Source organism: Reyranella sp. (genome assembly GCF_965279625.1).
Lineage (GTDB): Bacteria > Pseudomonadota > Alphaproteobacteria > Reyranellales > Reyranellaceae > Reyranella.
Genome location: NZ_OZ257251.1, coordinates 1,915,582 through 1,942,412, shown reverse-complemented (window position 1 = coordinate 1,942,412; position 26,831 = coordinate 1,915,582). Strand labels below are relative to the sequence as shown.

Here is a 26,831-nt window from a genome sequence, read left to right as displayed (position 1 = left end):
CGGCCTCTGCAGCAGGAGGCGAACATGAGCCTGAGCGTCAAGGTGAACGGCAAGAAGCACAATGTAGACGTGGACGACGACACGTCGCTGCTCTGGGTGTTGCGGGACGTGCTCGGCATGACCGGCACCAAGTTCGGGTGCGGCAAGGCGCTCTGTGGCGCCTGTACCGTGCATGTCGATGGCGTTGCGACCCGCTCCTGCGTGACACCGGTTGCCAGCGTCGGAACGTCGGAGATCACGACCATCGAAGCGGTCGGTGCAACGGACGCGGGCGCGCGCGTGCAGACGGCGTGGCTCGATGTCGAGGTGGTCCAGTGCGGATACTGCCAGTCGGGACAGATCATGTCCGCGGCCGCACTGCTCGCCGGAAATCCCAATCCGAGCGACGCCGACATCGATGATGCGATGTCGGGCAACGTCTGCCGCTGCGGCACCTATCCGCGCATCCGCGCAGCCATCAAGCAGGCTGCGCAATCCGCTGCCCGCAAGGGCCAGGGAGGCTGACATGACCGCACTTTCTCGACGCGACTTCCTCGTCACAACCAGTGCCGCGGCCGGGCTCCTGGTCAGTGTGAATCTGCCGGCTGCTGCAGCTCCGGCATCCGCCTCCGCCTCCGCCAAAGGCTTCGCGCCGAACGCCTTCGTGCATATCGGCGACGACGGCCAGGTGACGCTAACCATGCCGTATGTCGAGATGGGGCAGGGAACCTACACGTCAATCCCCATGCTCGTGGCGGAGGAACTCGAAATCCCGCTCGGCCGCATTCGCCTTGAGCACGCGCCGCCGGACGAGAAGACCTACGGCAACCCGCTGCTCGCTGGCGTACAGGCAACCGGCGGATCGACCTCGATCATGGCGTCGTGGAAGCCGCTTCGTGAAGCCGGCGCGGTCGCGCGCGCGCTGCTGATCAAGGCGGCAGCCGAGCAATGGAAGGTCGCGCCCGATACGTGCCGCGCCGAGGCGGGCGAGGTCATCCATACGGCGAGCGGCCGCCGCGCCTCTTATGGTGTCCTCGCCGCTGCGGCAGCGCGGCTGCCGATTCCCACGGATGTTCCCCTGAAAGACCCGAAGGCCTTCAAGCTGATCGGCACCCCGGCCAAGAGGCTCGACGCCGGCGGCAAGGTCAACGGCACGGCCGTCTTCGGTATCGACGCGCGCCCGGTCGGCGTGAAAGTCGCGACCTTGGCACAGTCTCCGGTGTTCGGCGGTCGCTTGAAGCGGGTCGACGATCGGGTCGCGAGAGCGGTGAAGGGCGTGCGCCAGATCGTACGCCTCGACGATGCCGTGGCCGTCGTCGCCGATCACATGGGGGCCGCGCTCAAGGGCCTGGCCGCGCTCGAAATCCAGTGGGAGGACGGTGCGCACGGGCAGGTGAGCAACGCTCAGGTCGCGCGCGAGCTCGAACAGGCGACGCTCGCCGCCGGGCCGGTGGCCGAGCAGATCGGGGACGCGGAGGCGGCGCTCGCCTCGGCACGGACGAAAATCGACGCGGTGTATGAGGTGCCCTTCCTGGCGCACGCCACCATGGAGCCCATGAACTGCTGCGTCCACGTCAGGCCGGACGGCTGCGATGTCTGGGTGGGAACCCAGGTGGCTGCACGCGCCCAAGCCGCGGCGGCCAAGGTGACCGGATTGCCGCTCGAGAAGGTCGTCCTGCATCAGCACCTGATCGGCGGAGGCTTCGGTCGCCGCCTCGAGGTCGATGGTGTCACGCGCGCGACCGAGATCGCGATGAAGGTGGCCGGACCTGTGAAAGTGGTGTGGACGCGCGAGGAAGACATCCGCCAGGACATGTACCGGCCCTACTGGCTGGATCGCCTCTCGGCGGGCCTCGACGACAAGGGCCGGCCGGTCGCCTGGACCCATCGCTTCGCCGGATCCTCGGTCATCGCGCGCTGGCTGCCGCCCGGTTTCGTCAACGGGCTTGATCCCGACAGCGTCGATGGGGCCGTGAAGCTCGCCTACGATCTGCCCAACAAGCGGGTCGAGTATCTGCGCGTCGAGCCGCCCGGCATTCCCACAGCCTTCTGGCGGAGCGTGGGACCGTCGCACAACGTCTTCGTGGTCGAAGGCTTCATGGACGAACTCGCCACGGCAGCCCGGCAGGACCCGGTTGCCTATCGGCTGGCGCTGCTCGACAAGGCGCCTCGGGCGAAGGCCGTGCTGGAACTCGCCGCACGGAAGGCCGGCTGGGGCGAGAGCCTGCCAGCCGGAGCGGGCCGGGGCGTGTCTCTGCAATCCGTCTTCGGCAGCTACCTGGCACTAGTGGCCGAAGTCGCGGTGGCGGCCGACAAATCGGTGAAAGTGCGCCGGGTTGTGGCGGCGGTCGATTGCGGAATGGTCGTCAATCCGAACACCGTCCGCGCGCAGATCGAGAGCGGCGTGAACTTCGGCATCACCGCGGCCCTGTACGGCGAGATTACCGTAAAAGACGGAAAGGTCGAGCAGTCGAACTTCGACGACTACCAGATGCTGCGCATCGACCAAGCGCCTTCGATCGAGGTGCACATAATGCCGAGCAGCGAGGCGCCGGGAGGCATGGGCGAGCCCGGAACCTCGGCCGTCGTGCCGGCCGTCGCCAATGCGGTCTTCGCCGCGACGGGCCGGCGCCTGCGCAAGATGCCGATCGATCTCTCGAGGGCATGACCATGACCCCCCGATCCGATCGTCGGCACGGCCTGTCGACCCTTATCGTCGCCGCGAGCAGCTTGATGGGGGCCTCCCAGGCCGAGGCCCAGCAGCAGGGGGCGGCGCCGCGGCCGCATCAACCAGGAGAATCGGCGTTTCTCGCCGTCCTGCCGGAGACGGTCGAGTGGCGCGCTTTCCCGGCTTTTCCGCCCTCCGTTCGTCTCGCGGTCATCGTTGGCACCCCCGGAAAGGAGGGACCCTATACGATTCGCGTGAAAGTTCCGGGCGGCGTGAAGCTCGCGCCGCACCGCCATCCCGAGGATCGGGTCTACACGGTGATCTCCGGTGTCTTCTACATCGGCCTCGGCGATCGCTTCGACGAATCGCGCCTGCGGGCCTACCCGCCGGGCAGTGTCATCGTCCTGCCCGGCGGCACCTCTCATTTCCACTGGGCGAGATCGGGAGAGTACGTCAGCCAGGTGAGCGCCATCGGTCCGCTCGGGCTCGACTATGTCGACCCGCATGATGATCCACGCCACACCGGGAAGGAGTAGGGCATGAACATTTCCTCCATCGCTCTCCCTGCCGCTCCGACGCCGGCGCTCTGCCGGCAATGGCATGAGCGACACGATATCTCCGCCGCCGTGGGGCTGGCGCGCCGGCATCGCCAGCTCGTGGTCGACATCGCCGCCAGTTACACGCCGGGCAGCAAGCCGTCTTCGGATCTCATCGCCGAAGGCCAGGTCGGGTTGATGCGGGCGATCTGCCGCTTCGATCCCGACGGCGGATTGGGCTTCGAGGCATGCGCGGCGATCCATGTGCATGCTGCCATCTTCGATCATGTCCTCAGGAGAGCCGGGTGAGCGAGCACTATCTCGAGGACTACCAGGTCGGTCAGGTCTACGGCTCGGCGACGGCAAGGGTCGAAGGGGAGCGGATCAAGTCGTTTGCCGCCGAGTTCGATCCGCAGCCGTTTCACCTCGGCGAGGTGGGCGCCGCCGGCACGGTGTTCGGCCGCCTTGCCGCCAGTGGCTGGCACACGGCCGCGCTCACGATGCGGCTCCTGGTCGAGGGGCGCCTCAGGCCGGCCGGCGGTGTGATCGGCATGGGGTTCGACGAACTGCGCTGGCCGCTTCCCGTGCGTGCCGGCGACGTGCTCAGTGTCCAGAGCGAGATCCTGGAGGTGCGGGAATCGAAGTCGCGGCCGGATCACGGCGTGATCAGGGTGCGCTTTACGACCAGCAACCAGACGGGCGAGGCCGTGCAGGTCGCGACCGGCAGCCTGCTCGTGCGCCGCCGGCCGTCCAACCTGCACTGATCTCAGGCTTTCAGGAGTTCCAGGAGCTTTCGCGCGCCAGACCCGGACGAGGCCGGATTCTGGCCGGTCACCAGGTGTCCGTCGACAAGAGTGAAGTCGGCCCAGTCGGCCGCCTTCTCGTAGAGGCCGCCCAGTCGTCGCAGCTCGTCCTCGACCAGGAAGGGCACGACCTTGGTGAGGCCGACGATCTCCTCTTCGCTGTTGGCGAAGCCGGTGACACGCAGGCCTTTGACGAGCGGCTCGCCCTTGTGCGTGGCGCGGTGGAGGACGGCGGGCGCGTGGCACACTGCGGCGACGGGCCGGCCGCTCCCATAGAATGCCTCGATCAGGCTGATCGACTTCTCGTTGTCGACGAGATCCCACATGGGACCGTGACCGCCCGGATAGAAGATCGCGTCGAATCCGTCCGGCGTGGCGTCGTTCAGGAGCGACGTGTTCGCCAGGATCTTCTGCGTCGCGGGGTCCTGCTTGAAGCGTGTCATCGATGTGGTCTGGTTGGCAGGATCGTCGCTCTTGGGGTCTATCGGCGGTTGCCCGCCCTTGGGTGACACCAGGGTGACGTCGGCGTCGGCATCTCGGAACGTGTAGTAGGGTGCGGTGAACTCCTCGAGCCAGAAGCCGGTCGGCTTGCCGGTATTTCCCAGCCGGTTGTGCGAGGTCAGTACCATCAGGATCTTCATCGTCCATCTCCAGGGAAAGGCATCGGCGCGGGGCGGCTGATGCCGGGGTGAAAGAAAGGGAACGGGGCCGTTACTCGGCCGCGCCGGCCTCGCGGTACTGCGCCGTGAAGCGGCCGAGCTGTCGCTCGACGTCGGTGGGCTGCTGCAGGCCCTTCGCGACCAGTATCTTGAGGCGGGCCTGGGCCGCCGGTCGCTGCACGGAGGCGATGAAAGCGTCCCAGCCCGGCTGCATCTCGGCGTCGGGTGGAAGGCTCGCGACATCGAACAACCGCTTGGTCTCCGCGATCGTCTGGTGATCGAAGCCCGCGATACGCATCGCCAACGCATCGACGAAGGCATCCAGCTCCGCATCGGGGAGGGCACGGTTCACGTAGCCGTACCGCTCCGCCAGCGCACCGTCGAAATCGTCGGCGCCGATCAGGATTTCCAGTGCGCGGCCACGGCCGAGCAGGCGCGGCAGCCGCGCCATCGGGCCGCCGCCCGGTACGAAGCCGGCGCCGACCTCGAATTGCGACAGGACCGCCTTCTCGCGACTGGCGAAGCGCAGATCCGCGGCGAGCGCGAGTTCGCTGCCGATCCCGCTCGCACGGCCGCGAATCGAGACGATGGAGATCGCCTTGAGCCGGGCGAGGCGCACCATGAAGTCGGGCACGGGATGCATGCCCGTCGGTCCGGGCTCCATGCCGGTCGAGTCCTCGAGCGGCTTGAGGAGGTCGTAGTGGGCCATGAAAAAGCCGGGCACGGCACTGTCGAAGACGACCACTTTCACATTCCGATCGGCCTCGAGCTGCTCCAGGACCTTCATGAGTTCGCGCATTTCGGCAGGCCCCACGATATTCAGGGGCGGGTTGTCGAGCGTGACGACCCAGTAGGCTGGGCTCCTCCGCGCAACGCGGACTTTCGCTCGGTTGGATGGGGACATCTGCAGAGTTCCTTCGCTCGCCGTTGGGGACTGCGAACAGATGTGGCGCACATAGCCTGCGCTCCATTGAACGAAAGTATCGGCGACACCTTCGTTCAATCGCCTGGCCCCGACGCGGCCGCCATCAATGAGATCGTCCGGAATGTCCCGGTGCGAGGAGACGGGTGTCCCATACAATGCGCCGGCGGAAACGAAGTCTGCGTATCGCGTCGCTTTGGCAGCGTGTGAGCTGGGCCGCGCTGCTGGCGGCGCTTCTGGTGAGTGGGGATGTTGTTCTGGCCACGGGGCCGTCGCCGCAGGAGCCTGACAGGACACGAGACGTTCCGTGGCTTCTCGGCGACTGGAATGGACGTCGCCTCTGGCTTCAGGACCGCGGCTTGGATCTGCAGTTCGGATACACTGGAGAGTTCGCCGTCAACGCGACGGGCGGTGTCCGGCAGCAGGCCGCCTATACCGACCAGTACCTTGCCGGCGCGACTTTGGACCTCGAGCGGCTGGCCGGCCTCAAAGGCATGACCTTCCAGGTCACCGTCACAGCCCGCACCGGGCGTAACCTCAGCGACGACGTTTCATTGGGTACGCTCCAGCAGGTCCAGGAGATCTACGGCCGCGGTCAGACGCTGAGGCTGACGCAGCTCTGGGTGAACCAACGTCTGTTCGACGGAAAGGTCCACTGGAAGGTCGGCCGCATGACGTTCGGCGAGGATTTCGCGTCGTTCCCCTGCGAGTTCGAGAACCTGACCTTCTGTGGCGCGGCGCCCGGCAATCTCGTTTCCGGCTATATCTACAATTGGCCGGTAAGCCAGTGGGCGACGCGGGTGCGCTATAACATTGACAGCGTTGGCTACGTGCAGGCCGGCGCGTATGACGTCAATCCGCAATATGCGTCGACCAACGACACGCTGCTGCCCGTGCTCTTCAAGGGCTCGATGGGCGTGCTCATCCCGATCGAGCTGGCCTGGTTGCCGCGCCTCGCCGGTGGGTTGCCCGGCAGCTACAAGATCGGGGCGTGGTACGACACGTCCGCCGTAAACGACGTGGTGAGCGACATCAGCGGCAACCCGCATGTCCTTACCGGATTGCGACCTCGCCGCCAGCAGGGACGGGCAGGCGGCTATCTCAGCATCGTCCAGCAACTGACACCGCTCGCCGATTGGGAGACGAGAAGGGGGCTCAGTGCTTTCCTGAATGCCGTGGTGGCCAGCGACAGGAGCTCGACCACCGACAATCAGGTGGCTGCCGGCCTAGTCTATACCGGCCCGTTTCGATCGAGGCCGGACGACGACGTCGGCTTCGCGTTCGGCATGACCCGAGTCAACAGCCGCATCGCGGCGTCGCAGGCCCTGGCGAACAGTCTCGGGCTCGGGCCGGTCGCGGTGCAGGGCGCCGAGTTTCCCTTCGAGCTGCATTACACGTTGCGACCGGTGAACGGCGTCGTGTTGCGTCCCAGCATCCAGTACGTGATCAATCCTGGCGGCACTGGCGCCAATCCCAACGCACTCGTGTTCGGGTTCACGACGTCGATCACTTTCTGAAGGAAGGGTCCCTGAAAGGGTGCTGCCGTATCGCTGCAGTCATGGCAGGCCCTGTCAGGGTTATACCTTCGCATAGCTGTGACGGGGCCTCCGGGATCGTCATGGTGCATCCGGTCCAGAGGTCGTTAACGACATTCGTCGGAGGGAATTGCCATGGAACCCGTGAAAGTCCGACGCCGGCATGTGCTCGCTGCGACAGTGATCGGCGCCGCCGCAATCACTGCAGTCGGAACACCCTCCGCTTTCGGGCAATCGTCCCCCGACGCCGGCTTTGGTCCGCTGCGGCGGATCAAGGCTGGAGATCTCGAGGTCGCTTATGCAGAAGCGGGCCCGGCTTCGGGCATGCCCGTCCTTCTGCTGCATGGCTGGCCTTACGACATCCACACCTATGTCGATGTGGCGCCACGCCTCGCAGCCGCCGGCCATCGCGTGATCGTCCCGTATCTGCGGGGCTACGGCGCCACGCGCTTCCTTTCGGAGTCGACGCCCCGCAACGGGCAGCAGGCGGCCCTTGCCGTCGACGCCATTGCGCTCATGGATGCGCTCGGCCTCGAGCGGCCGATCGTGGCCGGCTGTGACTGGGGCGCACGGACGGCCTGCATTCTCGCCGCCCTGTGGCCCGAACGTTGCCGCGGGCTCGTCTCGGTAAGCGGCTATCTCATCGGGAGTCAGGAGCTCAATCGAGCACCGCTGCCGCCCCAGGCCGAGCTGCAATGGTGGTACCAGTACTATTTCGTGACCGAACGGGGAGAAGCCGGTTACCGCAAGTACACGCATGAATTTGCGCGATTGATCTGGCAGCTCGCCTCGCCCAGGTGGCAATTCAGCGAGGCGACGTTTCGGCGATCTGCCGACGCCCTGGACAATCCGGATCATGTTGCGATTGCCATTCACAACTACCGCTGGAGACTCGGCCTGGCGGCAGGCGAAGCGCGGTTCGAAGATCTCGAGCGGAAGCTCGCGTCGCTCCCTTCCATCGTCACGCCGACCATCACGCTGGAGGGCGATGCCAACGGGGCGCCGCATCCCGACCCCACCAGTTACGCCCGCAGATTTACGGGTAAGTACCAGCATCGGCTGGTTGCCGGCGGGATCGGCCACAATCTACCGCAGGAAGCCCCTGACGCGTTCGCGAAAGCCGTGATCGACGTCGGAAAGCTCTGACTGGAGCGCGCGGGAGGTTCGGTGGAGCCCCGCAGTGACCGGCATGTCAGCGGAGCAAATTTACTTTGGCGAGGTCGATCAGCTCTTTGGCGCGACCATCGAGAACCGCCTTGAGGGTGAACAGGCCAAACCCGGTGACCTCGTCGATGTTGGCGACTGGGGGAATCACAAGTTCCTGGCGAGCGCTGACGACATCGAGGAGTGCTGGGCCGTCGTGCGCGAGTATTTCGCGGACCGCCGAGGGTAAGTCTTGTGGCCTCTCGACCCGAACGCCCTTGATACCCATGGCATTCGCCATCGCCGCAAAGTTTGGATTCCTGAGATCACAGCCGGTATCGAGAAATCCCGAAGCCTTCATCTCCATTTCAACAAAACCCAGGGTTCCATTGTTCAGGACGATCACCTTAACCGGAAGGTCGTGCTGAAGCAGGGTGACGAACTCACCCATCATCATGGTGAAGCCCCCGTCTCCCGATAGCGAGATGACCTCGCGGTGGCGGTAGGTTGACTGAGCTCCGACAGCCTGGAGCATGGCATTTGCCATGGAGCCGTGATTGAAGGAGCCGATCAGGCGGCGCTTCCCGTTCATCTTCAGATAGCGCGCGGCCCAGGCGACGGGAGTGCCAACGTCGCACGTAAAGATGGCGTCGTCGGAAGCGAGCTCGCTTACGACGTGATTCAGGTATTGAGGATGAATGTACCGTGTGTCCGGGCGGACTTCTGCCAGTGAGTCCAGTTGAGCGCGAGCATTGCGATAGTCGGCAACCGCCTCGTCCAGATGGCTCGAGTCGTCCTTCTGGTCCAGGAGTGGAAGCAGCGCCGGGAGTGTGTCACGCACAGTACCGACGATGCCCAGATCGATAGCGCATCGATTTCCCAGTGCCGCCGGTCGAATGTCCACTTGGGCGATACGTGCGTTCGCGGGATAGAACTGGCGATAGGGAAAATCGGTCCCGAGAAGCAACAAGGTGTCGCAGTTGGCGATTGCCCGATAGCCTGACGCCGAGCCTAACAGGCCGGTCATCCCAACATCGAACGGGTTGTCGAACTCGAGGTGCTCCTTCCCGCGAAGTGCATGAACGATCGGCGATCGCAGTTTCCCGGCAACTGCCACGACTTCGTCGTGGGCGTCGGCGCAACCCGCACCACAGAAGAGGGTCACGCGATTCCCGGAGTTCAGCAGGTCTGCCAGTTCATCAAGAGTGACTGCAGTCGGGCGCACAACGGGCGGCGCAGGCAGTTGCCAGTTGGGTACTTTGCTGTCGAGGGGCTTGAGGGCGACATCGCCCGGAATGACAACAACGGCAACGCCCTTCTGGCCAACCGCTGCTCGCATTGCGCGCTGCAGAATCTGCGGTAGCTGCTCCGGATTCGAAACGAGCTCCACATAGTGACTACACTCCTTGAAGACCATTTCGGGATGTGTCGCCTGGAAATAGTCGATGCCGATTTCGGTACTGGGAATATGCGCCGCGATCGCCAGCACCGGGACGCGGCTGCGTTGCGCCTCGTAGAGGCCGTTTACAAGATGGAGATTGCCGGGGCCGCAGCTGCCGGCGCACACGGCCAGCCGGCCTGTGAGGTGCGCTTCGGCGCTCGCCGCAAATGCTGCGGACTCTTCGTGGCGAACGTGAATCCATTCGATCGTATCCTGTCGGCGCAAAGCATCGGTGAATGCATTCAGAGAGTCGCCAACCACGCCATAGATCCGATCCACACCTGCTTTGGCGAGCGCGTCAGCCATGTAGTCGGCCGCTGTCCTGGTCATTCTCGACTCCCTTGTGTTCGGGCAAGGTTGAGGGCTGGAGCCATAGCTAAGGTGGTCGCCACCCTGACGCAGCGCACGGCGTACGCTCCATAGAACGAAGGTATCGGCGACACCTTCGTGTACTGGCATCGCACCGCTGCGATCTCCAATCTCGGGCATGTCGCTTTGGCGATGCGGAGGATCATGTCGATTGCAATGCAGAATCGAGTGGGCAGGTCGACTTTGACGGCCGGGAAGAGAAACGGAGTGCCGCCGCGCCTGGGTCCAGGATCTCCAACCGGTGATCCCTTGCGCACGGCCGCACCAGAGGAGTCCATGATGGACCTGTTAGCCTTGGCGAAGAACGTTGCGACCCGTGTGGAGGCCGAGGCTTCGCGCGCGCGGGTGCCGGTGTCCGTTTGCGTCATCGATCAGCATGGCAACATCGTGCTCAAGCACCGCATGAACGGTGCGCTGGCCTTCTCCATGGAGCTCTGCGAGCGGAAAGCCTACACGTCGGCCCTGATTGGGCTGCCAACAGCCGACATTCTTCCATTGGTGCAACCGGGTCAGCCGCTCTTTCCTCTAATGGCGCAGGCAAGGTACTGCGCGATGGGTGGGGGCGCCCCTCTCACCGCTGACAACCAGATCGTCGGGGGTGTTGGCGTGAGCGGAGGAAGCGTCGAAGAGGATGTTGCCATTCTTTCGGCAGCGTTGCGGTGATGCGCTCCCCGACACGCAATCTGGAGGAAATCATGGCCGGTCCTCAAGATCCGCACAGATTGGAGGCTTTTCCGCCAGGAACCGTCGTCGTGCTTCCCGGCAACACGTCTCATTTTCGTTGGGCCAGATCAGGCGAGTACGTCAGTCGGATCACGGCCGTGGGTCCGTTGGGGTTGGAATGTCTTAATTCCGCTGACGATCCGCGGCGTCCGCACGATGGCAACTGATCAAGGCGGGCTCAAAGTAGACGTGGCTGTTGAGGGAGGCTGACGATGTTGATCGTGAGGATCGAAACCGTTGTCTTGCACATCCCGATCAGGGCGGGCGCCAGGACCGACGAGGCCGTATGGGGCGGCAGGGATCTTCCGGTCGCGGAATCCGTCCTGGTGAAGGTGGTTACCGACGAAGGCATCGAAGGGTGGGGCGAGGCGTTCGGCTTCCGAACGGCCTCGCTCGTCAAAGCCGCCATGGACGAAGTGCTGGCGCCCCTATGCATAGGTCAGGATGCGGAGCAGATCGGCACACTCATGCTTCGAATCCAACGGACGCTGCAGGTCTTTGGCCGCGGCGGTCCCTTGTTTTTCGGCCTGTCGGCATTGGATATCGCTCTCTGGGATATCGCAGGAAAGGCCGCGAACCGGCCACTGTCCCGCCTACTCGGGGGCGGAGCCAGCAAGCTTCGATGCTACGCCAGCCTGCCGCGCTATTCTGAACCCTCGGTGGTGCGGGAGGCCGTGCGAAGGGCGCTCGATCTGGGGTTTCACTGTTTGAAGCTTCACGAGACGGACGTGCCGGTCATTCTTGCTGCTCGCGAGGAAGCGGGACCCGGAGCAGACCTGACTCTCGACGTGAACTGTGCCTGGTCTTTGAACGAGGCCCTGACGAAGTGCGAAGAACTCCGGGATGTCCGCCTGAAATGGCTGGAGGAGCCGGTCTGGCCGCCGGAGAACTACGATGGCCTTGCTCAGCTGCGCCGCTTGGGCGGCATTCCAGTTGCCGCCGGCGAGAACGTGTCGACCCTGATGGACTTTGACAGGCTCCTCGGGGCGGGCGCGGTGGATTTCGTTCAGCCAAGCCCGGCCAAGATGGGTGGCATAACCGAGATATGCAAAGTCTTCTCGCTCGCCGGCGCGGCGAATACCACCGTAATGGCCCACACGTTCTACGACGGACCGGGTCTGCTGGCGGCAATGCATGCAACGGCCGCGCATGGCGCGGCCGAGTCACTGATCGAGTGGCGCATGTTCGATCTCGAGGCGCGGATCTACGGGGACACCCTTGTCCCTCGCGAGGGCTATCTCGACCTCCCTCAAGCGCCGGGCCTGGGACTGGATCCGGACCCGAATGTGCTACGCGACTACGCAGCGAAGTGATCGCACGCCTACGTACCGCCATTGCGGACACGATAAACCGGGGAGCGCCATGCTGGGCGTCGGACCCGCGTTGAGCTGATTAGGGGATACTCCCGGTTTCTGCCGCTCGACGGATAGTGATTGGACCGGTGCCTGACGACAGACAGCTCGTGAATATTGCACCTTGGTGTCGGCGATACGTTCGTCCAATTCCGCGGCTGCCAATGGACCTGTCATCAAGGGTGCCTCGCAGCAGACTGAGGCCCATTTCATCTGTGGCGCTAGCAGAATTCGCATTCAGGGATCGGAGCGATGATGATCGAACTCTGGCGTCTTCCCGCAATTGAGTTGGCTCGGCTCGTCCGGGCCCGCGAGGTTTCTGCCCGCGAGGCGTGCAAGGCAGCCCTGGAACGGCTCGATGCGGTCAACCCAAAGATCAATGCAATCGTCGCCCATCGGCCGGAGATGGTGCTGCGACAGGCCGACCGAATTGATCAACTGGTGAGCCGCGGCGAGAACCCGGGTCCCTTGGCGGGAGTCCCCGTAACGGTGAAGGTCAACATCGATCAGGCGGGATTCGCCACGACGAACGGCACAGTTCTGCAAAAGGATCTCATCGCGAAAGCCAACAGTCCCGTAGTCGACAATTTGGTACGTGCCGGCGCGATACTGCTCGGCCGGAGCAATGCGCCGACCTTCGCGTTACGCTGGTTTACGAGCAATCTCGTCCACGGGCGCACGAGCAACCCTCGAGATCCAGCGCTTACGCCGGGCGGCTCGACCGGGGGCGGGGCAGCCGCGGTAACGGCAGGGATCGGCCATCTCGCCATCGGTACCGATACTGGCGGTTCGGTGCGCTATCCTGCCTATGCCTGCGGAGTCCATGGACTACGACCGACGCTGGGAAGAGTTCCCGCTTACAACGCATCCTCTCCGGAGCGGGCGATCGGTCCGCAACTGATGTCTTCGGCCGGCCCGATCGGGCGTACCGTCGACGACCTTCGCGTTGCACTTGCAGCCATAGCGGCTCCCGATCTTCGCGACCCCTGGTGGGTGCCTGCGCCACTGGAAGGTCCCGCAGCGCCGCTTCGTGCCGCAATGTGCGTGCGTCCTGGCGGCTTGCCCGTCGTCAAGGAGGTCGAAGCTGCCGTGCGTGATGCCGGACGACGGCTTGTCGATGCCGGCTGGCAGGTCGATGAGATCGATGACGTCCCTTCGTTGAAGGAGGCTGCAGCCGTGCAGGAGCGTCTATGGCTCGGTAACGGCTTTGCAGAACTGTCGGAAGCCGTCGCGCGTGACGGCGATCCCGGCGCTTTGTCGGTAGTGTCGGCATTTCGCGCGCGAGTCGCGACCTTTGAGCCGGATCTGGTGGCCCATGCACTGGTCCGGCGGGCCACCGCGACTCGCGAATGGCGGTTGTTCCTCACGGAGTACCCCGTCTTGTTGCTACCTGTTTCGGCCGAACTGCCGTTTCCCGACGGGCTGGACCTCAAGGGCGAGGCCGGCTTTTGGCGGGTGTGGAACGCGCAGCTCGTGCAGAGAGGTCTGCCGGCCGTGGGCCTGCCGAGCCTGACGATCTCGACCAACCTGATCGGCTCCATTCCAGTCGGAGTAGAGATCGTCGCCAGTCACTTTCGCGAAGACCTGTGTCTGCTCGCGGGAAAGGCGATCGAGGCACGCGGCACGCCCGTCTCACCAATAGATCCTGTGGCAATTGCGGAGAATGCAGGGACGTTGCCAGAGGCAGCGGCCTAATCCTCTCGAGCGGCCGATCATGGCGACGTTTCAGAGAAGCTTTAGCCTACGCAGGCCACGTTGCGATTGCCATACCGCTGGAGACTCGGCTACCGCAGGAGCCCCCGACGCATTCGGGAAAGCCGTGATCGACGTCGCGACATCCTGATACTCAAGTATCGGCGGCACCAAGGTCCAATGGATCGGTGAGGCGGATCGGCTTTTCTTCCTCTTGCCTGCTGGCCCGTTCAGGCTGGCGCAAATCAGGAGGCCGAACCCCATGGTTACCCCGTTGAACGTCGCCGTCCTCGTCGGCAGTCTTCGCAAAGACGCCTACAGCCGCAAGATTGCCCATGTTTTGATGGGCCTCGCGCCGGCGTCCCTGGATTGCCGTATCGTCGAGATGGCTGACTTGCCTCTGTACACCGAAGACTTGGATTCTTCGCCGCCGGCCTCGTGGACTCGTTTTCGTTCCGAGATTCAGGCCGCTGACGCGGTCCTGATCGTAACGCCAGAGTACAATCGGTCGATCCCTGGCGGCTTGAAGAACGCGATCGATGTCGGTTCCCGTCCGCCCTATCACAGCGTCTGGGACGGCCTGCCCACCGCCGTGGTCAGCGTCTCCCCATACAAATTGGGTGGATTCGGCGCGAACCATCACATCCGCCAATGCCTGGTGTTCTTGAACATGCCGGTCATGCAGCAGCCGGAAGCGTACTTGCCGGAGGTCGCGGGTATGCTCGATGAACGTGGCGCTCTCGTCTCGGCGGAATCTCGCGAGTTTCTGACCAAGGTGATGTCAAGCTTTGCGGCCTGGGCGCAGACCCTGGCTGCCACAACGTCCAGCAAATCGGCCTAATATGCCGCCGTTTTCGCCTAGTCGCTAAATCGGCTTCGAAGCCACTCCTAAGTCGCCGGAATGTGCTCTCTCCCGGCACAGTGGCCGGGGCAAGTGCCGAAAACGAAGCGAAAATGTTCCGGGCGGTGTGACGACGGATTGGGACGCCAGCGCACGGCGTGCCGACGGGGCTCATCGTTCATGTCGACTGGCGCTTCTGCAGCTCCTGCGTGCGGAGGCCGAACGTAGAGGCATGCCTCGTCTTGGTAAGTTCTCTTGAGGTGGCGGAATATGCGAGGCCCAATCGCCCGCGAGTCGTGGAAGCGGCCTTGAAGTTGCGCTTCACGTCCTGGGACTGTCGCGCCGGCATGCCCCGTTCCGCCTCATCATCGATCTACATCGACTGTATCTGCAGCATCGCACGATGTCGCGTAACAGAGGTTCTGGGCGAACCGCCCGCCGCCGGTGTTAACGGCGGCGAGTGGTTGGTAGGCCCGGCAGGATTCGAACCTGCGACATAACCGTTATGAGCGGCTCGTTCTAACCGCTGAACTACGGGCCCCCGCAACCGACGGGCTGGGCCCCGGGCGCGCCGGGGCCGGCTCTTATAGCCCGGCTATTCGGCGGGCGGCACGAACATATAGCCCACTCCCCGCACGGTGCGGATCACCGTCGGCTTGTCCGGCGCCGGCTCGATCTTGCGGCGGAGCCGGGTGATCCGGAGGTCGATTGCCCGGTCGAACGGGTCGCGGGCGCGGTGGCTGGTCGTTTCCAGCAGCCAGTCGCGCGACAGGGGCCGGTTGGGATTTTCCGCAAAGGTCTTCAGGACGTCGAACTCGCCCGAAGTCAGCGGAACATCGATGTTGTCGGCGTCAAGAAGCTGGCGCTTGGTTAGATCGAGCACGTGGCCGCCCATCCGCACACGCTCGAGCCGGGAGGGGGTCGCCTTGGCGACCGACCGGCGCAGGACGCTCTTGCAGCGGGCCAGCAGCTCGCGCGGCTCGTAGGGCTTGGCGACATAGTCGTCGGCACCGCTTTCGAGGCCCAGGACCTTGTCGACCGGATCGGTCGCCGCCGTCAGCATGATGATGCCGACGCGGGTGTTGCTCTCGCGCAGCCAGCGGGCCAGCGCGAAACCGTCGTCGGGACCGGGAAGCTGGACGTCGAGCAGGACGAGGTCGGGCATCGACCGGGAGAGCTGGCGGCGCATCTGGGCGCCGTTCTCGACGGCCGTCACCTTGAGCTCGTGACTGGACAGATAGGTCTCGGCGGCCTTGCGTTGAAATGCGTCGTCCTCGACCAACAAAACGGACGGAAGCTGCATGACTTAACCTAATAAATGACTTTCAATGCCTTCAAATTAACACTATTTCTCAACGAATTATATCGTTTTCTTGATATCTTTGATACGATTGATGCTGCGGGAAATCCGCAAGCTCTAGCTGCCCCGTGGGGTGGCGGCTCAAACCCTGGTCTCGAGATGGTTGATGTCGCTCGCCGCCGCTGACCCGGCCGCCAATCAGGTCGACGCCGGGGAGGCGGCCGGCCAGGACCGGTTCGTCCGTGCCGAGCTGGTGCGGCGACTGTTCGAAGGATCGGCGCCGTCGCGCTACTTTTCCTTCGTGCTGTGGCCGGTGATCGCCGCCATCTACTGGCGGCAGATCGACCTCGTCGAACTGGCCGGACCGTTTGGGGCCTACCTCGCCGTGACCCTGGGCTTCGACCTTCTTCGCCACCGTTTCGCCCGCGCCCGGCCCGACGATGAGCATGCCCTGCGCTGGGGCCGGTGGTTCGCGGCCTTCACTTTCCTCGGGGGAGCCTGCTGTGGCTGGGCTGGGTATTTGCTGGCCTCCAGGGACTTCGAGTTGCAGCGCATGCTGCTGGGGCTCGTGCTGCTGGCCACGGTCACCACCGGCGTGCCGATCCGCTCGGCCCATCCGCCGACCTTCTATGCCTTCGCGGTCGCCACCGCGGCGCCGTTGCTGCTGGTTCTGGTCGCCTCGGGCGATCCGTTCTACCAGATCGTGGGCATTGCCGGTGCCGCCTATGTCGCCCACCTCATGGCCTATGTGCGCGACGTACACCGCTGGCAGTACGACAATATCGCCCTCGCCTACGAAAAGGACGAACTCGCGCGCCGGCTGCAGGTCGCCTATGACGAGGCCCGACAGGCTCGCGACGCCGCGCTTGCGGCTCAGCGCGACGCGGAGAAGGCCAACCAGGCCAAGTCGACCTTTCTCGCCACCATGAGCCACGAGATCCGGACGCCGATGAACGGCGTGCTGGGCATGATCGACGTTCTGGAGCGCACCGAGCTCTCGCCCGACCAGCGCGACCAGCTGGGAACGGTTCGCTATTCGGCGGCGTCGCTGCTGCGGATCATCGACGACATTCTCGACTTCTCGAAGATCGAGGCCGGGCGTCTGGATCTGGAGCAGGTCGAATTCTCTACCGTCGAGCTGATCGAAGGGGCGGCCGAGGCGCTGGCCGCCCGGGCTGCGGAGAAGGGCCTAATCCTGTCGGCCTACGTGACGTCCGATGTGCCCGCTCGCGCGGTCGGCGATCCGCTGCGACTGCAGCAGATCCTGTTCAACCTGCTGGGGAACGCCATCAAGTTCACCGAGAAGGGCAGCATCCGGGTCTTCCTGGAGCGGACGGGCCTGCAGAATAATGGGGAACTCGCGCTTCGTATCAGGGTGGTCGACACCGGGATCGGGCTCACGGCCGCCCAGCGCGACCGGCTGTTCAATCCCTTCGTCCAGGCCGACAGTTCGACGACCCGCCGCTTCGGTGGGACCGGTCTCGGCCTGTCCATCGTGCGCCGCCTCGCCGAGGCGATGCATGGAGGCGTCGAGGTGCACAGCGCGCCAGGCGTTGGTTCGACCTTCATCGTCACGGTGAAGCTCGAGGCGGCACCGCCGAGTGTTGTCCCGGCCAGCAGCCTCCCGCTCGAGAACCTTTCCCTCGTCCTCTCTCTGCCGGACCCGCAGGAGAGCGGCGCCATCGCGCGCTATCTGCGAGACGCGGGCGCGGAAGTCGATGTCGTGGTGTCGTCGCAGACGGCAGTGACGATCGAAGGCGCGAAGGAACAGCTCTGTCTCGCCGACCTCAAGCGGCCGTGGCGGCGGGACGTGCTGGTGCGGACGATCGCGCAGGCGGCGGGGCGGGTGTCGTGCGCTGCGCCGGCGGCCCCGGCGCCTGGCCCGGTCGGCCGTTCGGGGGGCCGCGTGCTCGTGGTCGACGACAATTCGGTCAACCGCAAGATCCTGGCGCGGCAGCTCGAACTGGTCGGTGCCTCGGCTGACGTGGCGGCAAGCGGCGAGGAGGCCCTCGCGATGTGGCGCTCGGGCCAATACGATCTCATGCTCGCCGACCTGCAGATGCCCGATATGGACGGCTTCGAGCTTGCGCGGCGCCTTCGCGAAGACGAGGCCTCGACAGGGCGCGCACGCCTGCCGATCTTGGCCGTCACCGCCAGCGCGCTCGAGTCGGAGGAAGAGCGCAGTCGGGCGGCCGGCATGGACGGCTTCATCATCAAGCCGCTCGGCATCGAACAGTTGAAGGCGACCCTGGACATCTGGCTGCGCGATGAACGACGGGAGCACGCGACATGAGCCAGGCCTACGATCGCAACCGGCTCGTGGAACTGTTCGGTGGCGACGTGTCCACGCTCGCCGAAATCGAACGCGAGTTCCTCGATATGGCGCGCGGCGCCCAAGACGAGATTCGCGGGACCGACGATCTGGAGACGATCGCGCGGGCGGCTCACCGGGTGAAGGGCGCTTCGGGCATGATCGGTGCGGTGGCGCTCGGCGGGGTCGCCGACGCCGTGGAGCGCGCGGCCCGGGCGCGGGACCTGGCGGGCGTACGCGGCCTCGTCAAAGCCTTGGCGCTGGAAGTGGCGCGGGTGGCTGCCCAGGCGGGCGCGGATCAGGCCCGCGGCCGCAGCATCACCGTTGCGGAGTAGGAGAGCAGGGCCTTGCCGTTCTGTTCCAGAAGGCCCCGCAGGAAGGCAATCGACCGGCCCTGCTTGGGGACTTCGACCCGCGTGAACAGCGGCGCGGAGATGTCGCCGGCGGCGAGGAACTCTGCGGCGAAGGAGACGGTGGTCGGCGCGAGATCGCTCGTCATCGCCGCGGCACGCGTAATGGCGGTGTCGGCGAAGCTCATCATGTAGCCGCCATGCAGCGCGCCGCCGGAGTTGCACATGCGTGCCAGCGTCGGCTGCACCAGCGAAGCGCCATCGGCTTCCTTGCGCACGAAGGCCGGGCCGATATGGGTGGAGTAGGCGCTCGCCTTGAAGGGCTCGAACCCCTCGGGCACGACCTGCGGTGGCAGCGCGATGCGTGACGGTGCCTGCTCGTCCTTGCGCGCCATCGCCTTGGCGCGGGCGACGTGCCGGCACACGCCCGACCACAGGGCGATCGTGCGGCCTTCCTGGGTGATCGAGCCACGCGCGAAGGCGAGACGGCCCGTGACCTGAAGTGGCTCGCCGCGTGCTTCCAGTGGCGGCCCGATGCGGGCACCGTTCAGGAACTCGACGGCGATGCTCACCGTCATGGCGAAGGAGCTGTTGGTCCCGCCGTCGGCGGCGCGGCCGGCCACCAGGCAGAGCGCATAGTCGGCGAAGGTCAGGATGCCGCCGCCATGCACGCCGCCCATGTAGTTGCCGTGGCGCGCCAGCGTTGGCAGCACGCAATGAACCGTGCCCGCCTGACGGGCATCGCCCTGGAGGTCGAAATAGAACGGCCCGACATGGTCCTCGAACGGATCCGGCGGCACGAACACGGTGTAGCGGGAGAGGTCGATGCCCCAGGAGGCAAGGTCGGGAATGGTGTCGGGCATTGGCTCTTGTGAAGCTGCGTTGGCGGGTTCTAATAGGGGAGAATCAGCCAATCACAAAGAGCCACGGAGCGAAACGTCATGGCGGAAGCCACGCACAAGATCGAGGTCCGGCGCGAGAAGCGCGATGCCGGCGTCGTGGCCCATCTCGTGTTCGACAATGCGCGGCGTCTCAACGTCCTGAACCCGGCGGCCCTGCACGATCTCACCGCAACCTTCCATGCGCTGTCGGCCGAGGAAGACCTGCGTGTCGTCGTCTTCTCGGGCGCCGGCGGCCGGGCGTTCATCGGTGGCGCCGACATCAACCACATGGCGGGGATGCGCACATCCGAGGATGGCCGCGCTTTCATCACCCTGGTCCACAAGCTCTGCCAGTCGATCCGCGACTGCCCCGTGCCGGTGATCTGCCGCATGGAAGGCTACACGCTGGGTGCCGGTCTCGAAGTGGCGGCCGCCTGCGACCTGCGTATCGCCACCGATACCGCGCATTTCGGCATGCCCGAAGTGAAGGTCGGCATTCCCTCCGTCGTCGAGGCGGCGTTGCTGCCCCGCCTGATCGGCTGGGGCCGCACCTCGTGGATGCTGCTGACCGGCGAGAACATCGATTCCCGCAAGGCAGAGGCCTGGGGCATGGTCGAGGAGGTCGTCGAGACCGCGAAGATCGACGCGGCGATCGAGCGCTGCGTTCATTCGATCGTCGATGCGACGCCGCTCGCCGTGCGCGCGCAGAAGCGCCTGATGCGGCGCTGGGAGCGACTGCCGCTCGACGAGGCGGTGCAAGCCGGCATCGATTCCTTCGCCCAGTCGGTCGCCGAGGGCGAGCACATCGAGCGCATGAGAGCCTTCGTCAATCGCAAGAAGAAGTAAGACGATAAAGAAAGAAAACAGGGAAGGAAACGAGACCATGATCGACCGGCGTCAGTTCCTCGTGTCCTCGGCGGCGGCGGCACTGGGGCCGGCTGCATCGACCGCGGCGCTGGCCCAGGCTGGGTGGCCCACCAAGCCGATCAGCATCGTGATCCTGTTCGCCGCCGGCAGCGGTACCGACACGATGGCGCGCATCTTCGCCGAGAAGCTCTCCGCCCAGGTCGGCCAGCCGGTCACCGTCGACAACAAGCCGGGCGCCAACGGCACGATCGCCGGCGCCTTCGTGGCGCGCGCTGCGCCGGACGGCCACACGCTGATGTTCACCTCGAACACCTCGCATGCCGCCGCCGCGGCATTGGTGAAGAACCTGCCCTACGACCAGGTGACGGATTTCGAGGCGATCGGGCTCGTCGGCCTGGTGCCGTTCTGCATCGTCGCCCATCCGAGCGCGCCCTTCGCTACCATTCAGGAGCTGGTGGCCTACGCCAAGGCCCATCCGGGCAAGCTTTCCTACGGCACCGGCAACAGCACCGGCGTGGTCGCCGGCGAAACGCTGAAGCGTCTGCTTGGCTTCGATGCGGTGCAGGTGCCCTACAAGAGCGTACCACCGGCGCTGAACGACGTTCTGAGTGGCACGCTGCAGTACATGGTCGCCGACATGGGCACCGTGCTGCCGCATATCAAATCGGGACGCGTGAAGCCGATCGCGTCGATCTCGAGCGAACGCTCGCCCAACCTGCCCGACCTCAAGACGCTGCGCGAGCAGGGTATCGAGTTCGACCTCGACGGCTGGTACGCCATGTTCGCGCCTGCCAGGACACCGCGACCGATCGTCGACAAGGTGAACGCGATCATTCGCGAAGAGTATTCGAAGCCCGAGATGCAGCAGCGCATGCGTGACTTCAACGTGATCCTGAAACTCGGCTCGCCGGAGGACCTGTTGGCCTTCCAGAAGGCCGAGATCGAGAAATGGACGAAGCTCGCGCGCGAAGCGGGCATCCAGCCGGAGGGGTGAGCATGTCGAAGACAGTCCGTATCGGCTGCCATTCGGGCTTCTGGGGCGACACCGAGACCGCCGCCGTGCAGCTCGTGCGGCGCGGCAACGTCGACTATCTGGTGAGCGACTATCTCGCCGAAGTGACAATGTCGATCATGGCGGCGCAGAAGCTGCGCAACCCGCAGGCGGGCTATGCCGTCGACTTCGTGTCGGTCGTCATGGCGCCGCTGGCGCGCGAGATCGCCGAGAAGAAGATCAAGGTCGTGACCAATGCCGGCGGCGTCAATCCGCTGGCCTGCCGCGACGCCGTGCTCAAGGCCTGCGAGGCGGCGGGCGTGACGCTCAAGGTCGCCGTCGTGCTCGGCGACGACATCCTGCCGCGGGTCGACGAGTTCCGTGCCGCCGGTATCCGCGAGATGGATACGGGCGCCGAGCTGCCGTCGAAGATCGCCAGCATGAACGCCTATCTCGGCGGCTTCCCGATCGCCCGGGCGCTCTCGGAAGGCGCCGACGTGGTCATCACCGGCCGTTGCGTCGATTCGGCGGTGACGCTGGGTGCCCTGATCCACGCGTTTTCATGGACGCCGGAGGAGTTCGACTGCCTCGCCGCCGGCACGCTGTGCGGCCACATCATTGAATGCGGTGCGCAGTGCAACGGCGGCAACTTCACCGATTGGCGGCTGGTGCCGGACTACGACAATATGGGCTTTCCGATCGCCGAAGTGTCGAGCGACGGCAGCTTCGTCCTCTCCAAGCCCGACAATACCGGCGGCCTCATCACGACCGCGACGGTGGCCGAGCAGATGCTCTACGAGATCGGCGATCCGCGCGCCTACATGGTGCCAGACGTGGTGTGCGACTTCACCCAGGCGACCTACGAGCAGGTGGCCAAGGACCGTGTGCGGGTGAGCGGCGCCCGGGGCCGGCCGCCCACCGACACCTACAAGGTCTCGACGACCTGGCCCGACGGCTACAAGTTCACTTCGATCTTCATGATGGGCGGGCGCGAGGCGGTGGCCAAGGGGCGCCACAGTGCGGAGTCGATCCTCAAGAAGACGCGCCGCATGTTCGCCGAGAAGGGCATGGCGGACTATCGCGACGTCAGCATCGAGGTGATCGGCAGCGAGGCGACCTACGGGCCGCATGGGCGCGTGCCCGACGCCCGGGAGGTCGTCGTTAAGATCGCCGCCAAACATGACCAGAAGGAAGCGCTGTCGCTTCTTGGACGCGAGATCTCGCCGATGTCGACCGGCGGCGTGGTCGGCATGACCGGCAGCTTCGGTGCCGGTCGCGTTTCGCCGTCGCCCGTCATCCGCATGTTCTCCTGCCTCGTGCCGAAGTCGATGGTGCCGGTCACGGTCGACGTCGACGGCCATCAGATCGCGATGCAGGAAGGCGCGCTGAGCGGCGGCTTCACCACGGCACAGCTTCCGGTCGAAGCGTCGGCCGCGGCGCCGTTGCCGGCGGGCGACACCACGACCGTGCCGCTGATCGCGCTGGCTTACGGCCGCTCCGGCGACAAGGGAGACAATGCCAATATCGGCATCTTCGCGCGCCAGCCGGAGTACGAGCCCATCCTCGAGGCCGAGGTGACGGAGGAGGCGGTGGCCAGGTACTTCGCCCACCGTATCCAGGGACCGGTCACGCGCTGGCGTCTGCCGGGGATCAAGGGGTTCAACTTCCTGCTGCGCAAGGCGCTCGGCGGCGGCGGCATGGCCTCCCTGAAGGCCGATCCGCTGGCTAAGGCATTTGCCCAGATGCTGCTGGACATGCCGGTCCGCGTGCCAAAGGCGCTGGCGGCGAAGCTCGCCTCCTAAGCTCCCTCGCTGCCTCGCGGTAGCGCTGCAAGTTCGCTCAGCCGCCGGGATCGGGCATTCCGGCGGCAATCGCCGTTTTCAAGACCCCGACAAATTGAGCGCGGAGCCGCGTCCGGCGAAACGGCTGCAATTTGCGTTGCCCGCGTATAATATCTATCGATTGACATAGTATATCGACCGACAATAAAAGGAGCGGGTCAGCGTTTCCCAGGTGACCATGATCGAGACACAAGCCGGGTCCCCGACCCGCGGTCGACCCGCTACCCAGGCGAGGGGCGAAGATACCCGTCGACGCATCCTCGAAGCCGCGCTCGATCTGTTCGCCGCTCACGGCTACGAGGGCGCCAGCACCCGGCAGATCGCCGAGGGCGCAGGCGTGAACCTGCCGGCCATCCAGTATTATTTCGGCAACAAGGAAGGCCTTTATCGGGCGATCATCGAGGACATCGTCGCCGACACCGAGCGGCACATGGCCGGGGTGCTGCCGCGTGTCCGTGCGGCACTCGAAGGTCCGGAGGCGAAGGCGCCCGAACTGACCGAACTTCTGTGCCAGACGCTCGAAGCCTTCGTCACGGTGGTGACGAGCGGCCCGCAGGTCGACAGCCGACGCCTCATCTTCGCGCGCGCCGAGGTCGAAGAAACGCCCGGGCTCGACCGGATGCACGAGAACGGCATGCAGCAGATCTTTAATCCCTGCCTGGCCCTGTTCGCCCGCGTTCACGGCAAGTCGGAAGCCGATCCAGAGATGACGATGCGCACGATGGCGCTGATCGGCCAGGTCGTCATCTTCTGCAACAACCACAAACGACCCATACTCAAAGCGGTCGGTCTCGAGGGTGAAAACGTCCAGCTGATGAAGCAGATCGTGCGCGAGCAGACGCTTGCCATCTGCCGCGCGGTCACGCCCGAAAAATAGATTCGCGAGTACGAACATGAACAGGCGCTCGCCCTTTCTCGTGGCCCTCACGGCCTTTCTTCTTGCCAGCTGCACGGCCGGTCCGGATTTCGTTAAACCCGACAAGCCGACATCGACCGGCTATACGCCCGAGGCGCTAGTGCCGCAGACCAGCTCCGCGGCAGGGCCCGGTGGCGGAGCCCAGACCTTCGTGCCGGAACAGGACATTCCCGGCGACTGGTGGGTGCTGTTCCAGTCGCCGCAGCTCGACACGCTGGTCCGCGAATCGCTGCGCGCCAATCCCGACGTCGACGCCGCCCAGGCGGCGCTGCGTCAGGCGCGGGAACTCTACTTCGCCCAGCAGGGCGGCCTGTTCCCGACGTTGAGCGGCAACGGTTCGGGGCAACAGCAGCTCGCCTCTCCGGCTTCCCAGGGGCAGACGGGCGCTGCGGTCATGTACGGCGTCACCGCGGCGTCGCTCAACATCTCCTATACGCCCGACGTATTCGGCGGCGTGCGGCGCCAGGTCGAATCCAAGGAAGCCGCGGCGGAGAACCAACGCTTCCAGCTCGAGGCGACGTATCTCACGCTGTCCTCCAACGTCGTCGTCGCCGCGATCAACCTTGCCTCGCTGCAAGCCCAGATCAACGCGACCAACGACATCATCAACATCCTCAACAATTCGCTGACGGTGGTGCGTCGCCAGTTCGACCTGGGTGGCGCCTCGCGTGCCGACGTCCTGGCCCAGGAGGCGACGCTCACGCAGACCCAGGCGACCTTGCCGCCGCTGCAGAAGCAGCTCGCCCAGCAGCGCAACCAGCTCATGCGCCTGGTCGGCCGTTCGCCGGACCAGGATCGCGGCGAGAGTTTCGATCTCGCCAAGCTCAAGCTGCCGCAGGAACTGCCGCTCAGCCTGCCCTCGTCCCTGGTCGAGCAGCGGCCCGACGTGCGCGCCGCCGAGGCACAGCTCCGCGGCGCCAGCGCCGACATCGGAGTCGCGGTCGCCAACCAGATGCCGCAGTTCACCATCACCGGCATGCTGGGGTTCACTTCGGGCGGGATCAGCTCGTTGATCGTGCCGGGCTCGGGCGTGTGGAGCATCGGCCTCGGGATCGCGCAGACCGTGTTCGACGGCGGCAGGCTCGACCATCAGCGCCAAGCCGCGATCGCGGCCTATGAGCGCGCGGCTGCGCAGTATCGCGGCGTCGTGCTGTCGGCCTTCCAGGATGTCGCCAACGCCCTGCGTGCCGTGCAGTACGATGCCGACACGCTGCGCGCCCAGGTCGCTGCCGAGCAGACAGCGGCGGCGAGCCTCAGGCTTTCCGAACAGCAGTACCAGTTGGGCGCCGTGAATTATCTCACTCTGCTCAATGCACAACAGACGTACCAGACCGCAGTCATCAACCGGCTGAAGGCGCAGGCGGCGCGCTACTCCGACACGGCGGCGCTGTTTCAGGCGCTGGGCGGTGGCTGGTGGAACCGCAGCGACGTCGATCCGAAATCGATGGGCAAGCCGACGCGCTTCGCGTTGCCGCCCATCCAGGACATCAAGCTTCCGCGCGCGGGTCACTGACCCGCCGCTCCCTCGAATTCACATCAAGTCATCCTGATCAGCTCAAGAGGCATAAGATGATCAAGCGAATGCTCATCATGCTCATTCTCGTCGGCGCGGTGCTCGGCGGGTTGTTCGGCTTCAAGACCTTCGTCAACGGGAAGATCAAGGAAGCCATGGCCGGCATGGCCAACATGCCCCAGACCGTCTCCGCCACGAAGGCCGAGACCAGCGACTGGCAACCCAAGATCGATGCGGTCGGCAGCCTGCGCGCCGTGCGCGGGGCCGAGCTGTCGCTTGAAGTGGCGGGCGTCGTCGAGACGATTACTTTCCAGTCGGGCGACGAGGTGAAGGCCGGGCAGGTGCTGCTGACCCTGCGCAAGGAAGACGAGGAAGCCCGACTTCAGTCTCTCGAGGCGACGGCGTCCCTCTCGCAGATCACCTACGACCGTGACGTCAAGCAGCTCAAGGCGCAGGCAATCAGCCAGGCAGTCGTGGACAGCGACGAAGCCAATCTGCGCAACGCCCGCGCGCAGGTCGCCGTCCAGAAGGCGATCCTCGACAAGAAGACGCTGCGGGCGCCGTTCGACGGCAAGCTCGGCCTGCGGCAGGTCGATCTCGGCCAGTTCCTGGCGGCCGGCACCATGATTGCGACCCTGCAGTCGCTGGACCCCATCTTCGTCGACTTCCTGCTGCCTCAGCAGACAGTGGCGCAGATCGCGGTCGGCGACAGGGTGAGGGCGAAGATCGACGCCTTCGCCGGCCGGACCTTCGAAGGCAAGATCACGGCCATCAATCCGAAGATCGAGACGGGTAGCCGCAACGTGCAGGTGCGCGCCACCCTGCCGAACGCGGACCAGAAGCTGCTGCCCGGCATGTTTGCCACGGTCGAGTTGGACACCGGCACGGCCCAGCGCCTGGTTACGCTGCCGCAGACGGCGGTGAGCTACAACCCCTACGGCTCTCTGGTCTACATCGTCGACGACAAGGGCAAGGGCGCCGATGCCAAGCCCGCGCTCGTCGCGCGACAGGTCTTCGTCACGACGGGCGCGACGCGCGGCGACCAGGTGGCGATCCTGAAAGGCGTTTCCGAAGGCGACACGGTCGTCACCTCCGGCCAGATCAAGCTGCGCAACGGCGTGCCGGTGCTGGTCGACAACCGTGCGGTGCCGACCAACGACGCCGCTCCGAAGATCGCCGACAAATAGCCAGCCTGCAG

At 65.2% G+C, this 26,831-nt stretch carries 24 protein-coding genes and 1 tRNA gene; 19 read left to right on the top strand and 6 right to left on the bottom strand.

The features are described 5' to 3' along the window. Positions 1-24 precede the first annotated feature (24 nt). From ACQY78_RS09480 to ACQY78_RS09460, 5 genes are read left to right on the top strand one after another with little or no spacing between them, the layout of a single operon-like run. Positions 25-504: a (2Fe-2S)-binding protein gene (locus ACQY78_RS09480; protein WP_428684959.1), complete on the top strand. Its 480-nt coding sequence runs from the start codon at positions 25-27 to the stop codon at positions 502-504. A 1-nt stretch (position 505) separates the two neighbouring features. After that, the gene (locus tag ACQY78_RS09475) at positions 506-2,647 is read left to right on the top strand and encodes a molybdopterin cofactor-binding domain-containing protein (protein ID WP_428684957.1); all 2,142 of its coding nucleotides are present in this window, start codon (positions 506-508) and stop codon (positions 2,645-2,647) included. Between the two features lie 2 nt (positions 2,648-2,649). Beyond that, entirely contained in the window at positions 2,650-3,183 is a 534-nt protein-coding gene (locus tag ACQY78_RS09470) for a cupin domain-containing protein (protein WP_428684955.1), read from the top strand. Positions 3,184-3,186: 3 nt separating this feature from the next. Then, a complete protein-coding gene (locus tag ACQY78_RS09465; RefSeq protein WP_428684953.1) occupies positions 3,187-3,492 on the top strand; it encodes a sigma factor in 306 nt (101 codons plus the stop codon). Then, positions 3,489-3,947 (top strand): MaoC family dehydratase, encoded by a 459-nt coding sequence (locus ACQY78_RS09460; protein WP_422033919.1) that lies wholly within the window; start codon positions 3,489-3,491, stop codon positions 3,945-3,947. The genes ACQY78_RS09465 and ACQY78_RS09460 overlap by 4 nt, the downstream gene beginning before the upstream one ends. A gap of 2 nt (positions 3,948-3,949) precedes the next feature. On the opposite strand, the gene ACQY78_RS09455 is transcribed toward ACQY78_RS09460, so the two are convergent. Together ACQY78_RS09455 and ACQY78_RS09450 are read right to left on the bottom strand one after the other, a co-directional pair. Beyond that, positions 3,950-4,627, bottom strand: coding sequence for a type 1 glutamine amidotransferase domain-containing protein (locus ACQY78_RS09455; protein ID WP_428684951.1), 678 nt, complete (start codon positions 4,625-4,627; stop codon positions 3,950-3,952). A 70-nt stretch (positions 4,628-4,697) separates the two neighbouring features. Further along, a complete protein-coding gene (locus ACQY78_RS09450) occupies positions 4,698-5,549 on the bottom strand; it encodes an enoyl-CoA hydratase/isomerase family protein (RefSeq protein WP_428684949.1) in 852 nt (283 codons plus the stop codon). 377 nt (positions 5,550-5,926) lie between these two features. Between ACQY78_RS09450 and ACQY78_RS09445 the strand changes: the two genes are divergently transcribed. Beyond that, entirely contained in the window at positions 5,927-7,084 is a 1,158-nt protein-coding gene (locus tag ACQY78_RS09445; protein WP_428684947.1) for a carbohydrate porin, read from the top strand. A gap of 153 nt (positions 7,085-7,237) precedes the next feature. Next, positions 7,238-8,248 carry an alpha/beta fold hydrolase gene (locus ACQY78_RS09440; protein ID WP_428684945.1) on the top strand — a complete coding sequence of 337 codons (1,011 nt, stop codon included), beginning with the start codon at positions 7,238-7,240 and terminating at the stop codon, positions 8,246-8,248. Between the two features lie 46 nt (positions 8,249-8,294). On the opposite strand, the gene poxB is transcribed toward ACQY78_RS09440, so the two are convergent. After that, complete coding sequence (poxB, locus tag ACQY78_RS09435; RefSeq protein WP_428684943.1) at positions 8,295-10,016, bottom strand: ubiquinone-dependent pyruvate dehydrogenase; 1,722 nt, start codon at positions 10,014-10,016, stop codon at positions 8,295-8,297. 315 nt (positions 10,017-10,331) lie between these two features. On the opposite strand from poxB, the gene ACQY78_RS09430 reads away from it, so the two are divergent. The 4 genes from ACQY78_RS09430 to ACQY78_RS09415 all read left to right on the top strand — a co-directional run bounded on the left by ACQY78_RS09430 (position 10,332) and on the right by ACQY78_RS09415 (position 14,663). Continuing rightward, positions 10,332-10,718, top strand: coding sequence for a GlcG/HbpS family heme-binding protein (locus tag ACQY78_RS09430; RefSeq protein ID WP_428684941.1), 387 nt, complete (start codon positions 10,332-10,334; stop codon positions 10,716-10,718). A gap of 272 nt (positions 10,719-10,990) precedes the next feature. Then, a complete protein-coding gene (locus ACQY78_RS09425) occupies positions 10,991-12,091 on the top strand; it encodes a mandelate racemase/muconate lactonizing enzyme family protein (RefSeq protein WP_428684939.1) in 1,101 nt (366 codons plus the stop codon). Between the two features lie 294 nt (positions 12,092-12,385). Beyond that, on the top strand, positions 12,386-13,825 hold the full coding sequence (locus tag ACQY78_RS09420) for an amidase family protein (protein WP_428686347.1): 1,440 nt from the start codon (positions 12,386-12,388) through the stop codon (positions 13,823-13,825). Positions 13,826-14,084: 259 nt separating this feature from the next. Further along, the gene (locus ACQY78_RS09415) at positions 14,085-14,663 is read left to right on the top strand and encodes an NADPH-dependent FMN reductase (RefSeq protein ID WP_428684937.1); all 579 of its coding nucleotides are present in this window, start codon (positions 14,085-14,087) and stop codon (positions 14,661-14,663) included. A 465-nt stretch (positions 14,664-15,128) separates the two neighbouring features. Here ACQY78_RS09415 and ACQY78_RS09410 read toward each other — a convergent pair. Both ACQY78_RS09410 and ACQY78_RS09405 read right to left on the bottom strand, forming a co-directional pair. Continuing rightward, positions 15,129-15,204 (bottom strand) — tRNA-Ile (locus ACQY78_RS09410). A 54-nt stretch (positions 15,205-15,258) separates the two neighbouring features. Continuing rightward, positions 15,259-15,966, bottom strand: a complete 708-nt coding sequence (locus ACQY78_RS09405) for a response regulator (protein ID WP_428684935.1) — start codon at positions 15,964-15,966, stop codon at positions 15,259-15,261. A gap of 163 nt (positions 15,967-16,129) precedes the next feature. On the opposite strand from ACQY78_RS09405, the gene ACQY78_RS09400 reads away from it, so the two are divergent. Both ACQY78_RS09400 and ACQY78_RS09395 read left to right on the top strand, forming a co-directional pair. Continuing rightward, on the top strand, positions 16,130-18,256 hold the full coding sequence (locus ACQY78_RS09400) for an ATP-binding protein (protein ID WP_428684933.1): 2,127 nt from the start codon (positions 16,130-16,132) through the stop codon (positions 18,254-18,256). Then, on the top strand, positions 18,253-18,609 hold the full coding sequence (locus ACQY78_RS09395; protein ID WP_428684931.1) for an Hpt domain-containing protein: 357 nt from the start codon (positions 18,253-18,255) through the stop codon (positions 18,607-18,609). Before ACQY78_RS09400 ends, ACQY78_RS09395 begins: the two co-directional genes overlap by 4 nt. Here the strand turns inward: ACQY78_RS09395 and ACQY78_RS09390 are convergent. Beyond that, on the bottom strand, positions 18,573-19,487 hold the full coding sequence (locus ACQY78_RS09390; protein WP_428684929.1) for a PaaI family thioesterase: 915 nt from the start codon (positions 19,485-19,487) through the stop codon (positions 18,573-18,575). The two genes, ACQY78_RS09395 and ACQY78_RS09390, sit on opposite strands and share 37 nt — an antisense overlap. A gap of 78 nt (positions 19,488-19,565) precedes the next feature. Between ACQY78_RS09390 and ACQY78_RS09385 the strand changes: the two genes are divergently transcribed. The 6 genes from ACQY78_RS09385 (at position 19,566) to ACQY78_RS09360 (ending at position 26,820) form a co-directional block, all read left to right on the top strand. Next, entirely contained in the window at positions 19,566-20,351 is a 786-nt protein-coding gene (locus ACQY78_RS09385; protein WP_428684927.1) for an enoyl-CoA hydratase, read from the top strand. 37 nt (positions 20,352-20,388) lie between these two features. Further along, complete coding sequence (locus tag ACQY78_RS09380) at positions 20,389-21,366, top strand: Bug family tripartite tricarboxylate transporter substrate binding protein (protein ID WP_428684925.1); 978 nt, start codon at positions 20,389-20,391, stop codon at positions 21,364-21,366. A 2-nt stretch (positions 21,367-21,368) separates the two neighbouring features. Continuing rightward, the gene (locus ACQY78_RS09375; protein WP_428684923.1) at positions 21,369-23,165 is read left to right on the top strand and encodes an acyclic terpene utilization AtuA family protein; all 1,797 of its coding nucleotides are present in this window, start codon (positions 21,369-21,371) and stop codon (positions 23,163-23,165) included. A 217-nt stretch (positions 23,166-23,382) separates the two neighbouring features. Continuing rightward, entirely contained in the window at positions 23,383-24,081 is a 699-nt protein-coding gene (locus tag ACQY78_RS09370) for a CerR family C-terminal domain-containing protein (RefSeq protein ID WP_428686346.1), read from the top strand. 16 nt (positions 24,082-24,097) lie between these two features. Continuing rightward, positions 24,098-25,633, top strand: a complete 1,536-nt coding sequence (locus ACQY78_RS09365; protein WP_428684921.1) for an efflux transporter outer membrane subunit — start codon at positions 24,098-24,100, stop codon at positions 25,631-25,633. A 56-nt stretch (positions 25,634-25,689) separates the two neighbouring features. Then, the gene (locus ACQY78_RS09360) at positions 25,690-26,820 is read left to right on the top strand and encodes an efflux RND transporter periplasmic adaptor subunit (RefSeq protein WP_428684919.1); all 1,131 of its coding nucleotides are present in this window, start codon (positions 25,690-25,692) and stop codon (positions 26,818-26,820) included. The last annotated feature ends 11 nt before the right edge of the window (positions 26,821-26,831 follow it).